Source organism: Synechococcus sp. MU1651 (assembly GCF_023630635.1).
Taxonomy (GTDB): domain Bacteria; phylum Cyanobacteriota; class Cyanobacteriia; order PCC-6307; family Cyanobiaceae; genus Parasynechococcus.
The window spans coordinates 18,505-33,392 of sequence record NZ_JAKUHJ010000003.1; the positions used below are offsets into that span (position 1 = coordinate 18,505).

The window sequence follows — 14,888 nt, forward strand, 5'->3', positions numbered from 1 at the left end:
ATATCCGTGCAAAAGCACAGCATCGGCAGGAATTTCATATAAAGAAGCGAGCTTACAAACTTGGCTCAGATGCTTATGGCTAGATCAGTTCGCCTCATGACAACAGAGTGACCATTTGAAAGGCAAAGGCAATTAATCAACGACCGCAGATCAGGTTCTCAATGCCTAAACAAAAAGCCCAATAATCGTTACTGCAGCTAGCTGCTCAGTCCCCAACCCTCAGACCGTCGAAAGAGCAAGATCCAACTCTGAGCGAGCGGACTCAAGAGCAGCAGGGAGGGCAGCACCATCGCGTCCCCCGGCCTGGGCCAGGTTCGGGCGTCCACCGCCGCCACCACCGCACTGTTTGGCGATGCCGCCAATGAACTTGCCGGCCTGGAGTTTGGCAGCGATCACCTGCTTGCCGAAGGCCGCCACCAGGATCACCTTGCCCATGTCGCCGGGATCCGGCAGACCGCCGATCACCACGGCCGCACCATCCCCCAGCTGATCCGCCAGGCTCTGGGCTGCACCCTGCAAACCAGCGCCATCCACGCCGTCGAGGCGTTCCACCAGCAGTTGGAAGTCGCCCACGGCCTCGGCCTTAGTGGCCAGAGCGCCGGCTTTCGCCACCGCCAGTTCCGCCTGAGCCGCGGCCAGCGCCTTGCCGGTGGCCTTGAGCTCCTCCTGAAGGGCCGCCACACGATCCACGATCTCGGCCGGCTGGGCCTTGAAGCGATCCCCCAGCTGCTTTACCACCGCATCGCGCTCGTTCAGATAGGCGAGCACGGCAGGACCTGCGACGGCTTCAATCCGGCGGATGCCGGCGGCGACGCCACTCTCCGCCACGATCTTGAACAGGCCGATCTCAGCGGTGTTGGCCACGTGGGTGCCGCCGCAGAGCTCCATCGACACACCGGGCACGTCGACCACCCGCACCACATCGGCGTACTTCTCGCCGAACATCGCCACAGCACCGGCCGCCTTGGCCTGATCGATCGCCATCTCCTGCACCTGCAGCGCATGGGCCTCGTTGATCCAGCCGTTGATCAGGGTTTCAACCTGCTGCAACTGATCCGCCGTCACCGCCGTGGGGCAGTGGAAGTCGAAGCGCAGGCGATCGAAATCCACCAGTGAACCGGCCTGGCCGATGCCTGGATCCACCACCTGCTTGAGCGCAGCCTGCAGCAGGTGGGTGGCGGTGTGATTGGCCTGAGCCCGGCGCCGGCAGGCGCGGTCCACCTGAGCCTTCACGGTGTCGCCCAAGGCGAGCTCGCCGCGTTCCACCCGCCCGGCATGGACGAAGACATCGCGGCTGCGGCTCACCGACTCAATCCGAACGATCAAATCGCTGCCCGCCAGCACGCCGCGATCGCCCACCTGACCGCCGCCTTCTCCATAGAACGGCGTGGTGTCGAGCACCACCTGAACCGCATCACCCGCCTTGGCGGTGCTGGCTGGTTCACCATTCACCACCAACGCCTGCACGCAGGAGGCATGATCGAGGACTTCATAGCCCTCGAAACAGGTGGCCGCCTGATCCGCCACCACCTGGTCGATCGCATCCTGCAGGGTGAGATCAATACTCACCGCGGCCGCCTTGGCGCGCTGACGCTGTTCCTCCATCGCTGCCTCGAACCCATCGAGGTCAACGGCCAGACCCTGCTCCTCGGCGATTTCCTGGGTGAGCTCAAGCGGGAATCCATAGGTGTCGTACAGCTCAAAGGCCTGGGCACCGCTGATCTGCTTCGGCTTGGAGGCCAGCACCTCCGCCAGCAACTTCTCGCCGCGCTCGAGGGTCTCGAGGAAGCGGGCTTCCTCGCGCTGGAGCTCAGCCAGGATCACCTCCTGGCGCTCAATCACGCTGGGGTGGGCCCCCTTCAGCAGGGCAATCGCCGCCTCACCCATGGTGACGAGGAAGGGTTTGTCGATGCCCAGCAGGCGGCCATGGCGCACCACCCGGCGCAGCAGGCGCCGCAGGATGTAGCCGCGGCCCAGGTTGCTGGCGGTGACGCCATCGCAGATCAGCTGCGTTACCGCACGGCTGTGGTCGCCGATCACCTTCAACGACGTCTTGCCCTTGTCGTTGAGCTGGTGGTAATCGACCCCCGCCAGATCGGCGGCCGCTTGGATCAGCGGAAAGATCAGATCGGTTTCGTAGTTGTTGGGAACCTTCTGCAGGATCTGGGCCATCCGCTCAAGGCCCATGCCGGTGTCGATATTGCGGTTGGCCAGCGGCGTGAGGGTGCCCTCCGCGTCGCGGTTGTACTGCATGAACACCAAGTTGTAGAACTCGATGAAACGGTCGTCGTCCTCGAGATCGATGCCCTCATCCCCGAGCTCGGGCTTGAAGTCGTAATAGATCTCCGAGCAGGGGCCACAGGGGCCGGTGGGGCCGGAGGCCCAGAAGTTGTCGGCCTCATCCATGCGGATGATCCGCTTGGGGTTCACCCCCACCACATCACGCCAGATCTGCTCGGCTTCGTCGTCGTCCCGGAAGACGCTCACCACCAGGTTCTTGGGGTCGATGCCGTAGACGCCGGTGCTGAGCTCCCAGGCCCACTCAATCGCCTGCTGCTTGAAGTAGTCCCCAAAGGAGAAGTTGCCGAGCATCTCGAAAAAGGTGTGATGCCGGGCCGTGCGCCCCACGTTCTCGATGTCGTTGGTGCGGATGCACTTCTGCGAACTGGTGGCCCGGGGCGCGGGTCGCTCCTGCTGGCCCAGAAAAACCGGCTTGAACGGCAGCATTCCCGCAATGGTGAGCAGCACCGTTGGGTCTTCGGGAATCAATGAGGCGCTGGCCATCCGCTTGTGGCCGCGCTCTGCATAGAAGTTGAGAAAAGCCTCACGGATCTCCTCCCCACTGCGCGGTGCAGACGCTGCAGAAGACGACGATGCGGCGGCAACCATGACAGGAAAGGGGGATCCTGCCGTCATGATCGCCTTTGAACCGCCGGCGCCCGTGGCCGTTCCACCCAGTGATCCCGAGATTCGCCAGCGACTGCGGCTGCAGTCGATCGGTTGGGCACTGGCTGCCGGCATCAGCGCCGGGCTGCTGAGCTTGCCCTGGGGTCTGGAAGCTGCGGTGCGTTCGGGCGGTTGTGGCCTCTTTTACGGCCTGCTGGCCTTCCACCTGCAACGGGTGGACCCTGATGACGGGCATTTGCAGGCGGGTCTGGTGGGGGCGGTCTGCGGGTTGCGCAGCCTCGGCATGCCCCTACCCCTTGACAACTGGCAGGTCGATGGCCTGGCATCATTACTATTGGAGCTACTTCAGGCCTGGCTGCCGTTGATCGGCGGTGCTCTCCTGCTCCACGGCACCCTCCGCTTCCTGCCCGCGTCGCGGCCATGAGCCTGCTGCACGCCACCTGGCTTCCCGCCATCCGCACCTCCAGCAGTTCCGGTCAACCGGCACTGCTCGTTTGGGCTGACACCTGGCGGGTGGCCACACCGGAAGGCCCCGGCCTCACCCCCGCGCTGCACCCCTTCACCCTCAGCCATGACGACCTCAGGGCCTGGCTGAGCGAACGCGACCTTTTGCCGGGCGGCTGCATTGATGCCACGGCCTGTCTCACCCTGCCGAGCCGCACGGTGAAGCCGCGCAAAAGCCGCAGCAAAAAAGAGGAGCCAACGCCGGAACCACCGGGCTGGACCGGGCTACCGATGCAGGCCGGCGAACCGATCCCCAAGCAAACCGAATGGTGGCCCTGGCAGGTGCAAGGGCTCGCGGTGGAACCATCGGCGGCCACGGAGTGGCTGTCCCGATTGCCCCTCTCCGGCACCAATCCAGACCTGGCTGACGAACTGCGCTGGTGGAGCCATCTGCAGCGCTGGGCCCTGAGCCTGGTGGCCCGGGGCCGCTGGATTCCCCAGATGGAGCTCAGCAAAGGGGAGGGCTATCCGCATCGGGCCCGTTGGGTGCCGCTGCTCAACCGGGAAGAAGACCGGCGCCGGCTCGAGGATCTGGCGGCCAGCCTGCCCCTGGTGGCCACCTGCGCCTTGCCCTGGCGGGAACCCCTGGGGCGCCGCAGCAACCGCACCACCCGGTTACGACCGGAGGCCATGCGGGCCGCCAACCCTGTGGCCAGCTGCCGGCCCCGCAGCGGACGCCTGCGGGTGGCCACGCTGCTGGAAGACCTGGTGGACGCGCAGCTGCGCAAGGACTTTGAACCATCCACCGATGGGCTTGATCCCCTGCTGACGCTCTGGCAGGAGGCCCTGGGGTCGGAGACCGGGGTGATCGAGATCGGTGATGAAGAAGCCGAACGCCTGGCCACCGCCAGTCATCACTGGAGGGAGGGCATCGCCGGCGGATTTGCCGCGGCCCGCACCTGCCTTGAACTGCACACCCCACCGGATGGGGAGGATCTCTGGGAGCTGCGCTTCGGACTGCAGGCGGAAGCCGACCCCAGCCTGAAGCTCCCGGCCGCCGCAGCCTGGGCCTCCGGTGCCGAGATGCTGCAACTGGGGGAGATCCAGGTGGATCAACCGGGCGAAGTGCTGCTGGAGGGCTTGGGACGGGCCCTGACGGTGTTCCCACCGATCGAACGGGGGCTGGAGAGCGCCACGCCGGACACAATGCAGCTGACCCCGGCCGAAGCCTTCGTGCTGGTGCGCACAGCGGCCCGTCAGCTGCGGGATGCCGGCGTGGGGGTGGAGCTGCCGCCGAGCCTCTCCGGCGGCCTGGCCAGCCGGCTGGGCCTGTCGATCAAGGCCGAACTCCCGGAACGCTCCCGCGGCTTCACCCTGGGCGAATGTCTGGACTGGGAGTGGGATCTGATGATCGGCGGGGTGACGCTCACCCTGCGGGAACTGGAGCGTCTGAGCGGCAAGCGCAGCCCCTTGGTGCGCCACAAGGGGGCCTGGATCGAACTGCGGCCCAACGACCTCAAGAACGCCGAACGCTTCTGTGGCGCGAAACCGGAACTGAGCCTCGATGACGCGCTGCGGCTGACAGGAACGGAAGGGGAACTGCTGATGCGGATGCCGGTGCATCGCTTCGACGCCGGCCCAAGACTCCAGTCGGTGCTGGAGCAATACCACCAGCAGAAGGCGCCCGATCCCCTGCCGGCTCCTGAGGGATTCAGCGGTCAGCTGCGGCCCTATCAGGAGCGGGGCCTCGGCTGGCTCGCCTTCCTGCACCGCTTCGACCAGGGGGCCTGCCTGGCTGACGACATGGGCTTGGGCAAAACCATCCAGCTGCTGGCGTTTCTGCAGCACCTCAAAGCAGAGCAGGAACTGAAGCGCCCGGTGCTGCTGGTGGCCCCCACCTCGGTGCTCACCAACTGGCGACGGGAGGCGGAATCGTTCACCCCGGAGTTGAGGGTCACCGAGCATTACGGCCCCCGCCGCCCCTCCACACCGGCCGAACTCAAGAAAGTGTTGAAGGAGGTGGATCTGGTGCTCACCAGTTACGGACTCCTGCAACGGGACAGCGAACTGCTGGAAACCCAGGACTGGCAGGGGGTGGTGATTGACGAAGCCCAGGCGATCAAGAACCCCGGCGCCAAACAGAGCCAGGCCGCCCGGGATCTGGCCCGACCCGGCCGCAGCAAAAGCAACCGCTTCCGCATCGCCCTCACCGGCACCCCCGTGGAGAACCGGGTGAGCGAACTGTGGGCCTTGATGGACTTCCTCAACCCCAAGGTGCTGGGGGAAGAGGACTTCTTCCGCCAGCGCTACCGGATGCCGATCGAGCGGTATGGGGACATGTCGTCCCTGCGGGACCTCAAAGGCCGCGTGGGTCCGTTCATCCTGCGCCGGCTGAAAACCGACAAAACGATCATTTCCGATCTGCCGGAGAAGGTGGAGCTGAGCGAATGGGTGGGGCTGAGCAAGGAGCAGAAATCCCTGTACAGCAAGACCGTGGAAGACACCCTCGATGCCATTGCACGGGCACCGCGCGGGCAGCGCCACGGGCAGGTGCTGGCCCTGCTCACCCGGTTGAAACAGATCTGCAACCACCCCGCCCTGGCCCTGAGCGAAGGGGCCGTGGACGATGGCTTCCTGGGCCGTTCGGCCAAGCTGCAGCGGCTTGAGGAAATCCTCGATGAGGTGATCGAAGCGGGCGATCGGGCCCTGCTGTTCACCCAGTTCGCCGAATGGGGGCATCTGCTGCAGGCCTGGATGCAGCAGCGCTGGAAATCAGAGGTGCCCTTCCTGCACGGCGGCACCCGCAAGAGCGAGCGCCAGGCGATGGTGGATCGCTTCCAGGAGGATCCCCGCGGTCCGCAGTTGTTCTTGCTCTCGTTGAAAGCAGGTGGTGTGGGCCTCAACCTCACCCGGGCCAGCCACGTGTTCCACATCGACCGCTGGTGGAACCCAGCTGTGGAGAACCAGGCCACCGACCGGGCCTATCGGATCGGCCAGACCAACCGGGTGATGGTGCACAAATTCATCACCAGCGGCTCGGTGGAGGAAAAGATCGATCGCATGATCCGCGAAAAATCACGCCTGGCTGAGGATGTGATCGGCTCCGGCGAGGATTGGCTGGGAAGCCTCGGTGGCGATCAATTGCGCGATCTCGTCGCCTTGGAGGACACCTGACCATGACTCTCAGCAACGGCAGCAGCAACGGCATCACCGCCATCGGCGACGACGGCCTGGGCCAACAGCCCTGGTGGGTGGAGCAGTGGATGGAGCTGATCAACGGCTACCGCTTCAAGAAACGGTTGGAGCGGGCCTGGGGCTACGCCCGTGAAGGCCATGTGACCTCGATCCGCTTCGAAGGCCGCCGCGTGCATGCCCGCGTTCAGGGCACCGATGAAGCGCCCTACAAGGTGAAGCTCTGGCTGGATGTGCTCAACGATGAGGACTGGGGCTATGTGCTGGAAGCGCTGACCCAGAAAGCCCGCTGGTCGGCCCAGCTGCTGGCGGGGATCATGCCCTCCGACATCGAACGGGCCTTTGCCGCCAGCGGCAAACGCCTGTTCCCGTTCAAGTTGCAGGAGGTGCGCAGCGAGTGCAGCTGCCCCGACAAAGCCAACCCCTGCAAACACATCAGCGCGGTGTATTTCCTGATGGGGGATCGCTTCAGTGAAGACCCCTTCGTGCTGTTCCAACTGCGGGGCCGCAACCGGGCTCGGCTGCTGGAAGACCTGGCAGAGCACCGGCGCAAGGCCCTGGCCGAGCGGGCGGCGGCAGCCAAGGAGGAGAACAAAGCCAGCACATCTGAAGAGGCAACACCGCTGCCGCCCCATGCGGCGGTGCAGGACCCGGCCCTGTGGTGGCGCTACAACCGCAGCCTCGATGGCGACCTGGTGGTGATCACCCCAGCCATGGAGGGCGACACGGGCCTCGATGCCGCCGGAGAGCTGCCGCTGGCCGAAGACCCACGCTTCGCCGATTCGCGCAGCACCTTCCTGAACAACCTCAAGGCCCATGGCCACGCCAGTGCCCAGAAGGCGATGCTGCAGGCCATGGCAGCCGGCAGCTGACGCGGAGCAGAGCCATGGCCCGTGAAGCCGCCTGGCTCACCGCCGACAAACAAAGGCTCGCCGCAGTGCTGCTGCAATCGCATCAACGGGCCTTCAGCAGGCCGCTGATCGCCTCCGCCCAACCGGGCCAGCCGAAGCGGCTGCTTTGCCAGAACCTGTTCGCCTGCGGCTTTCCGGTGCTGGCTCACGGCACTGAGCAGGATCCCTCACTCAGTTACGCCAACGCTGCGGCCCTGCAGCTGTGGGACAGCCACTGGGATGGGCTGATTGGCATGCCCTCACGGCTCACCGCCCCGGACAGCGAACGGGCGGAACGCAGCAGCGCCCTGGGCCAGGCCAAACGCCTCGATGCCGTGCAGAACTATCGCGGCATTCGCATCAGCCGCAAAGGGCGGCGATTCATGATCAACAAGGCCCGGATCTGGACCCTCTGGGATGCGGAAGAGCAGGTCTGCGGCCAGGCGGCCTGCTTCAGCGACTGGTGGTGGCTTTAAGGAGATTCGGTTTCAACACCATCCCTGTGGTGCCAGCCGAACCTGGTGGTACAGACCGAATCAAAACGGACGGTTCTCACGCTTCTGGTTCTCATCCAAGCGGCGCAGATTGTGATGGCGGGCGATCAACCCAGTCCGCAGATGTTCATTCTTCGGAGCCACCATCATGCTGACCCTGCGCCAATCCCCCTTTGATCTGTTCGAGCGTCTCGAACAACAACTGGCCACCGCTGAGCGCGTTCCCAACGCCGAAATCCGCGAAACCGAGACCAGCTACACCGTGCAACTGGAACTGCCCGGGGTGGACCGCGACTCGATCGACGTCAAGGCCACCGATCGCAACCTGGTGATCAGCGCTGAACGCCTAGCCACAGGCAGCGATGACAGCAACGCACCGCTGCTGAGCGAATTCCGCAGCGGCACCTGGAGCCGCAGCTTCCGTTTCCCCCAGAGCCTCGATCGCGACCAGCTCAAGGCCAGCTATCGGGACGGCATTCTTGAAATCAACGCCGGCAAAGCGGTGGAACACACCAGCGTTTCGGTGAAGGTGGAGAGCTGATCAGGTCCTGAATCAGAACCTGAGCACTGAAAGCCTTGGGCTGGACGAGCCCAACACACCAAGACAAGAAGAACGGAAGCCCAACCCCTGCCAACGGCAGGGGTTTTTTGTTGAAGCAAGGGCGAAATCAGCCGCCGAGGCCGAGGAAGAAACGGCCGATGAACAGCAGGCTGAAGCCACTGAAAAACACCAGACCGAACCAGCAGAAGGCCTGGGTGAGCCGCCCATAACGGTGCTCCACTGGAACCAAGGGGCTGTTGATCGTGTCCATGGCCATCCAGGCGAACAGAGGAGCGGTGAGGAAGCTGCCGGTCATCGCCCCGAAGACGAAATCCTTCACGCCGATTCCGCCGCTCTTGGCCACCACCAGCGCCAGCACAGCGGCCAGGAAATGCACGATCACCCAGATGTCGAAGCGACGCTGCATGGGCCCCGGCGCTGAATCTCCACTGTCGTGATGACGCAGCAGCCCCTGAATCGCCGCAATGCTGCGGGGATAGGCATCCAGGCAGGCGAGGGTGGTGCTGAACATGGCGGAAAAGGCCGCCGGGATGATCACCCAGGCCGCCCAACCACCCATGGCGGCGGTGTAGAGCTTGATCAGCTTCTGGGCGAAGGACACGCCACTGCCGGCCAGCATTCCGTCTCCGCTGCCGTACATCGTGTAGGCGCCCAGGATCACAAAGAACATGGCCGTCACCACGGTGACGCAATAGCCGAGGTTGAAATCGAACTCGGCCTCCTTCGGCGTTGCGGTGTGCTCGGTGTCGCGCGCCCGGGAGAACATCCACAACGATGGCCACACGCACATCTCCACCGGTCCGGGCATCCAGCCCATCAGGGGAATCAGGAAGGCCAGGTTGGCCAGGGTCCAGGGGCTGGGATCCGTGCTGACCCAACTGGCCGCCACATCCCCGACGGGGCCGCGGATCAGCAGCGATGCAGCCGCAATCCCCGTGAGCAGGGTTAGCAGCACCACCAACAACTTGGAGAGACGGTCGAGCGCCCGGTAATGCCCCAGCAGCAGCACCAGGCCACTTACCGCCAGCACGGCGATGGACAGTCCGTAGGGGTCCAACCCCGCCAGCAGAGGGATGTTGGTGAGCAGCAGCCCCGCCACAAAACTCACCGCCGCGATGGTGAAGGTGCCGGTGACCAGGCTCACCACCAAGTACAGCGGCAGGTAGAGGGGATTGCGTTTCTGGAAACCCTCCAGCAGCGACAGTCCGGTGGCCGCTGTGAAGCGGGTACCCACGCGCAGGAACGGGTACTTGATCAGATTGGTGAGCAAGATCAGGCCCACCAGCGCAAAGCCGAATCGGGCACCCGCCGTGGTGGACGACATCAAGTGGGATCCACCGATGCAGGCACCGGCCAAAAGGATCCCGGGTCCAATGCTGCGTCGCAGCGTCGATGACGCCATCACAAGGTTGCAGTTGATACCAGTCTCCGCCGCCTTGCCCCGCTGAATCTCCGTAGAGTCGACTTCCGTCACGGTCGGTTTCATGGTCGTTGCTCCCGCTGCTCCGAAGCTGTCGCTGCAGTGCGAGGCCATCGCCGCCGACACCACCACGATCCGCTCCCTCGACTGGGACCGCAGCCGCTTCGACATTGAATTCGGCCTGCGCAACGGCACGACCTACAACGCCTTCCTGGTGCGGGGGGAACGCACCGCCCTGATCGACACCAGCCACGCCAAGTTCCGCGACACCTGGATCCCCCTGCTCAAGCAGCAGATCGATCCAACTGCGATCGATGTGTTGATCGTGAGCCACACCGAACCCGACCACTCCGGATTGATCGGTGACCTGATCGATCTCAATCCTGAGATTGAAATCGTGGGATCGAAGGTGGCCCTGCAGTTCCTCAAGGACCAGGTGCACAGGCCGTTCAAATCCCGTGCGGTGAAGTCGGGCGAGGAATTGGATCTCGGCACCAACCCCGAGAGCGGCATCCAGCACCGCTTCGAATTCCTCAGTGCTCCGAACCTGCACTGGCCGGACACGATCTTTTCCTTCGATCACGGCACCGGCATCCTTTACACCTGCGATGCCTTTGGTCTGCATTACTGCTCTGACGACGTCTTCGACGCCGACCCCGGCGCCATCGCCCCTGATTTCCGCTTCTACTACGACTGCCTGATGGGCCCGAATGCCCGCAGCGTGCTGCAGGCCCTCAAGCGCATGGATGGCCTGCCGGAGATCAACACCATCGCGGTGGGCCACGGGCCGCTGTTGCGGCATCACCTCAGCCACTGGATCAGCGACTACCGCGAGTGGAGCGGCCAGCGCAGCAAAGGCGAGAGCTATGCCGCCGTTTGTTATCTGAGCCAATACGGCTTCTCCGATCGGATCAGCCAGGCCATTGCCCACGGCATCGGCAAGGCGGATGCCCAGGTGCAGCTGGTGGACCTGCGGGCCACCGACCCCCAGGAACTCACCGCCCTGGTGGGCGATGCCAAGGCTGTTGTGGTGCCGACCTGGCCCGCGGAACCGGAACCGGATCTCCAGGCCTCGATCGGAACCCTGCTGGCGGCCCTGCATCCCAAACAACTGGTGGGGGTGTACGACGCCTTCGGCGGCAACGATGAACCGATCGACGCCGTCGCCGATCAACTGCGCAGCCAGGGGCAGAAGCAAGCCTTCAGCCCATTGCGGATCAAACAGCTGCCCCAGGGCAGCGACTACCAACGCTGTGAGGAGTCGGGCACCGACCTCGGCCAGCTGCTGACCAAAGAAAAGACAATCGCGGCGATGAAAAGCCTCGATGGCGACCTCGACAAGGCCCTGGGTCGCATCAGCGGTGGCCTTTATGTGGTGACCGCCAGCCAGGGGGAGGGCGAATCGCAACGCCGCAGCGCCATGGTGGCCAGCTGGGTGAGCCAGGCCAGCTTCACCCCACCGGGCCTCACCATCGCCGTCGCCAAAGACCGTGCGATCGAAGCCCTGATGCAGGTGGGCGACCGCTTCGTGCTGAACGTTCTACGGCAGGACAATCATCAACAACTGATGCGCCATTTCCTCAAGCGCTTCCCCCCCGGTGCCGATCGTTTCGCTGGGGTGAACGTGCTGGAGGGAACCGCTGATGGCGGCCCGGTGCTCGCCGATGCCCTGGCCTTTCTGGGCTGCCGGGTGGAGCAACGGATGGAGGGCCCCGATCACTGGATCATCTATGCCGTAGTGGAGCAGGGCAATGTGGCCGATGCCGAGGCCAGCACGGCGGTGCACCACCGCAAAGTGGGGAACCACTACTGATGAGCGTGACCAGCACCGCAACCACGCGTCGCACGATCCAGCTGCCGATCGACGATGGGGTCGTTGGTCTGCGCGGTCTGAGCCCTCAACGGCACCGTTTCGAACTGGAATACGCCCTGGAGCGGGGCAGCACCGCCAACAGTGTTTTGTTCGAGGCCGGTGATGGTGCACCTGCTGTGCTGGTCCATCCCCCGGGGGTGGCCTACAGCAGGGCCTTTCTTCCGGTGCTTGCCGAAGCCCTGCCCAGCAGCGACGCACCGCTGCTGGTGGTGGTGGGCCACGTCAACCCCAACCGCGTTGCCCTGCTGCGGGATCTGGCGGAGGCCTACGCCGGCCTTGAACTGATCGTCTCCAACCCCGGCGCCAAGCTGATCGAAGAGCTGTGGAGCCAGCGCAAGCCGGCCCCTCCCGGTGAGACGAGCGAGCAACCACCACTGCCCGATCTGCCGCCCCTACGGGTGATCCGCCAGGAGCAAACACTTCCGCTCAGCCACCAGCGCAGCTTGATGCTGCTGCCGGCCCCAACCCCCCGCTGGCCCGGCGGATTGCTGGCCTTCGAGGAAAGCCTGGGCCTGCTGATGAGCGACAAGTTCTTCAGTGCCCACCTCTGCACGGACAGCTGGTCCGAAAGCAACCGCAGCAGCACCGAAGAGGAACGCCGGCACTTCTACGACTGCCTGATGGCCCCCATGGCCCGTCAGGTGGATGCCCTGGTGGAACGACTCGAAGAACTCGACATCCGCACCATCGCGCCGGGCCATGGCCCGGCCATCGAAGCCAGTTGGCGCAGCCTGCTGAATGACTACCGCCGCTGGGGCGAAGGCCAGGAGAACGCCAGCCTGACGGTGGCTTTGCTGTTTGCCAGCGCCTACGGCAACACCGCAGCCATTGCCGATGCCCTGGCCCGCGGGGTCAGCCGCACCGGCATCCGGGTGAGCAGTTTGAACTGCGAATTCACCCCCGCCGATGAACTGGTGAGCACGATCCAGCAGGCCGACGCCGTGTTGATCGGCTCACCCACCCTGGGGGGCCATGCCCCCACACCGATCGTCTCGGCCCTGGGAACCCTGTTGGCGGAGGGGGATCGCAGCAAGCCCGTGGGGGTGTTCGGCAGCTTCGGCTGGAGCGGCGAGGCGGTGGACCTGCTGGAAACGAAGCTGCGGGATGGCGGCTTCAGCTTTGGTTTCGAGCCGATCCGGGTGAAGTTCAGTCCGGATGCCGCCCGGGTGAAGGAGCTGGAGGAAACCGGCACCCTTTTCGCCCGCCAGCTGCTGCAGAGCCAGAAACGGGCGCAACGTCGCAGTGCAGGGGGCTTGAGCGAAAGCCGCAGCGATCCAGCGGTGCTGGCCCTGGGCCGTGTGATCGGCTCCCTCTGCGTGCTCACCACCCGCAAAGCGGAGCTGAGCGGCGCCATGGTGGCCAGCTGGGTGAGCCAGGCCAGCTTCAGTCCCCCCGGCATCACCGTGGCCGTGGCCAAGGACCGCGCCGTGGAAGCGCTGCTGCACAAGGGCGATCGCTTCGCCTTGAACGTGCTGGCCGAAGGCCGCGAAACCGCCCTGATGAAGCAGTTCCTGCAACCGTTCGAACCCGGTGCCGATCGCTTTGCAGGCCTCGAGCTGGACACCAGCCCCGCCGAACAGCCCTTACTGCCGGATGCTCTGGCCTGGCTGGACGGCAAGGTGAGCCAGCGGATGGAATGCGGCGACCACTGGCTGATCTATGCCGAAGTGGATCGCGGCGGGGTGCTGGATGCGGAGGGCAGCACCGCGGTGCACCAACGCCGCAGCGGCGCCAACTACTGAGCCGGCAGCCTGAGCCGGCCAACCGAACTTCCTGCTAACTCATACTCACTATGAGTTAGCACTAGGCTGATGGAACGATCCCGGGGCCATCGATGGACCTTTCCAAGCCTTCCACCCACGCCAATCTCGAGGCCGCTTTCGGTGGCGAGAGCATGGCCAACCGCAAATACCTGTTCTTTTCAGAGGTGGCCAAACAGCTGGGCCACAAGGACCTGGCCAAGTTGTTTCGTGACACCGCAGCGCAGGAAACGGAACACGCCTTCGCCCACTTCCGCCTGCTGCACCCTGAGTTGGTGGTGAACGATCCCGAGCAGCTCAGCGACGAGGAGAAGCAGGCCATCCTGAGCCGCTGCCTGGAGCTGGCGATTGAAGGCGAAACCTACGAGTACACAACGATGTATCCGGAGTTCGCCGCCCAGGCCCGGCAGGACCGGGACAGCGGAGCCGCAGCGGAATTCGCCGAGCAAAGCAGCGAATCCAAGGAGCATGCGGGCCTGTTCCGCACCGCCGCCAAGAACTTCGGCCTGCTGACCCCGATCGAGCAGCATCACGCCGAAACCTATGGCGTTGCCCTCGAGGCCCTGCAAGGCAAGGGCACCGCAGGCCAGGCCGATCAACCGATCCCGGGCAAGTGGATCTGCAAGGTGTGCTCGATGATCTACGACCCCGCCGAGGGGGATCCCGATTCCGGCATCACCCCAGGCACGCCGTTTGAGGCGATTCCCGACGATTGGCACTGCCCGATCTGCGGCGCCCGCAAAGCCAGCTTTGTTCCTTACCGCGAAGCCGAATTGAAAACGGCCTGACGCCCTTGCACGATTCCATCAAGAGCCTTCGTCTCCATGCCCTCCGACCTCATCGTTCTGACGGCGAGCAATGGCGAAAACCGGAAGCTGGCGGAACGCTTCGTGCAGGCCGCCGCAGCTCAGAACGCCAGCGCCGAACTGATCGATCTCACTCAACTCGACCTGCCCCTGTTCACGCCACGGGTCCAAGCAGCAGGGGCCGGCCCTGACCTTGTCGCCCTGCACGACCAGCTGCACGCAACCCCACGCTGGGTGATCTGCGCCCCGGAATACAACGGCTCGATTCCGCCGTCGCTCACCAATGCCATTGCCTGGCTCTCCGTAACCGACGACGACTTCCGATCCCTGTTCAACGGGCGGCCAATCGCCATGGCAACCTTCTCCGGCGGTGGCGGCATGGAACTGCTGGTGTCGCTGCGCATCCAGCTCACCCACCTCGGGGCCCAGGTGGTGGGGCGTCAGCTGCTGAGCAACCACGCCAAACCCGCCCAGGACGACAGCATCAACGACCTGGTGCAGCGGCTTCTGCAGATGCAACCTCTCCAACTCTGAACACCT

Annotated in this window: 11 protein-coding genes; 9 read left to right on the plus strand and 2 right to left on the minus strand. The window is 64.6% G+C overall.

The features are described from left to right. Nucleotides 1–219: 219 nt before the first annotated feature. A complete protein-coding gene (gene alaS / locus NCN05_RS04145; RefSeq protein WP_250397125.1) occupies nt 220–2,889 on the minus strand; it encodes an alanine--tRNA ligase in 2,670 nt (889 codons plus the stop codon). Nucleotides 2,890–2,914: 25 nt separating this feature from the next. Here alaS and NCN05_RS04150 point away from each other — a divergent pair, with 25 nt between their 5' ends. The 5 genes from NCN05_RS04150 (at nt 2,915) to NCN05_RS04170 (ending at nt 8,468) form a co-directional block, all read left to right on the plus strand. Next, on the plus strand, nt 2,915–3,331 hold the full coding sequence (locus NCN05_RS04150) for a hypothetical protein (protein WP_250397126.1): 417 nt from the start codon (nt 2,915–2,917) through the stop codon (nt 3,329–3,331). Then, nucleotides 3,328–6,525: a DEAD/DEAH box helicase gene (locus tag NCN05_RS04155; protein ID WP_250397127.1), complete on the plus strand. Its 3,198-nt coding sequence runs from the start codon at nt 3,328–3,330 to the stop codon at nt 6,523–6,525. Before NCN05_RS04150 ends, NCN05_RS04155 begins: the two co-directional genes overlap by 4 nt. A 2-nt stretch (nt 6,526–6,527) precedes the next feature. Then, the gene (locus NCN05_RS04160; protein WP_250397128.1) at nt 6,528–7,415 is read left to right on the plus strand and encodes an SWIM zinc finger family protein; all 888 of its coding nucleotides are present in this window, start codon (nt 6,528–6,530) and stop codon (nt 7,413–7,415) included. Nucleotides 7,416–7,429: 14 nt separating this feature from the next. Further along, nucleotides 7,430–7,909, plus strand: coding sequence for an MEKHLA domain-containing protein (locus NCN05_RS04165; protein WP_250397129.1), 480 nt, complete (start codon nt 7,430–7,432; stop codon nt 7,907–7,909). Between the two features lie 166 nt (nt 7,910–8,075). Next, nucleotides 8,076–8,468 (plus strand): Hsp20/alpha crystallin family protein, encoded by a 393-nt coding sequence (locus tag NCN05_RS04170; protein ID WP_250397130.1) that lies wholly within the window; start codon nt 8,076–8,078, stop codon nt 8,466–8,468. A 127-nt stretch (nt 8,469–8,595) separates the two neighbouring features. On the opposite strand, the gene NCN05_RS04175 is transcribed toward NCN05_RS04170, so the two are convergent. Next, nucleotides 8,596–9,891 (minus strand): NRAMP family divalent metal transporter, encoded by a 1,296-nt coding sequence (locus NCN05_RS04175; RefSeq protein WP_250397237.1) that lies wholly within the window; start codon nt 9,889–9,891, stop codon nt 8,596–8,598. A gap of 82 nt (nt 9,892–9,973) precedes the next feature. Between NCN05_RS04175 and NCN05_RS04180 the strand changes: the two genes are divergently transcribed. The 4 genes from NCN05_RS04180 to NCN05_RS04200 all read left to right on the plus strand — a co-directional run bounded on the left by NCN05_RS04180 (nt 9,974) and on the right by NCN05_RS04200 (nt 14,882). Continuing rightward, complete coding sequence (locus NCN05_RS04180; RefSeq protein ID WP_250397131.1) at nt 9,974–11,722, plus strand: diflavin flavoprotein; 1,749 nt, start codon at nt 9,974–9,976, stop codon at nt 11,720–11,722. Then, nucleotides 11,722–13,524 (plus strand): diflavin flavoprotein, encoded by a 1,803-nt coding sequence (locus NCN05_RS04185; RefSeq protein WP_250397132.1) that lies wholly within the window; start codon nt 11,722–11,724, stop codon nt 13,522–13,524. Before NCN05_RS04180 ends, NCN05_RS04185 begins: the two co-directional genes overlap by 1 nt. Before the next feature lie 92 nt (nt 13,525–13,616). After that, nucleotides 13,617–14,330, plus strand: a complete 714-nt coding sequence (locus NCN05_RS12500) for a rubrerythrin family protein (protein WP_284500275.1) — start codon at nt 13,617–13,619, stop codon at nt 14,328–14,330. A gap of 36 nt (nt 14,331–14,366) precedes the next feature. After that, nucleotides 14,367–14,882: an NADPH-dependent FMN reductase gene (locus NCN05_RS04200; RefSeq protein WP_114987710.1), complete on the plus strand. Its 516-nt coding sequence runs from the start codon at nt 14,367–14,369 to the stop codon at nt 14,880–14,882. The last annotated feature ends 6 nt before the right edge of the window (nt 14,883–14,888 follow it).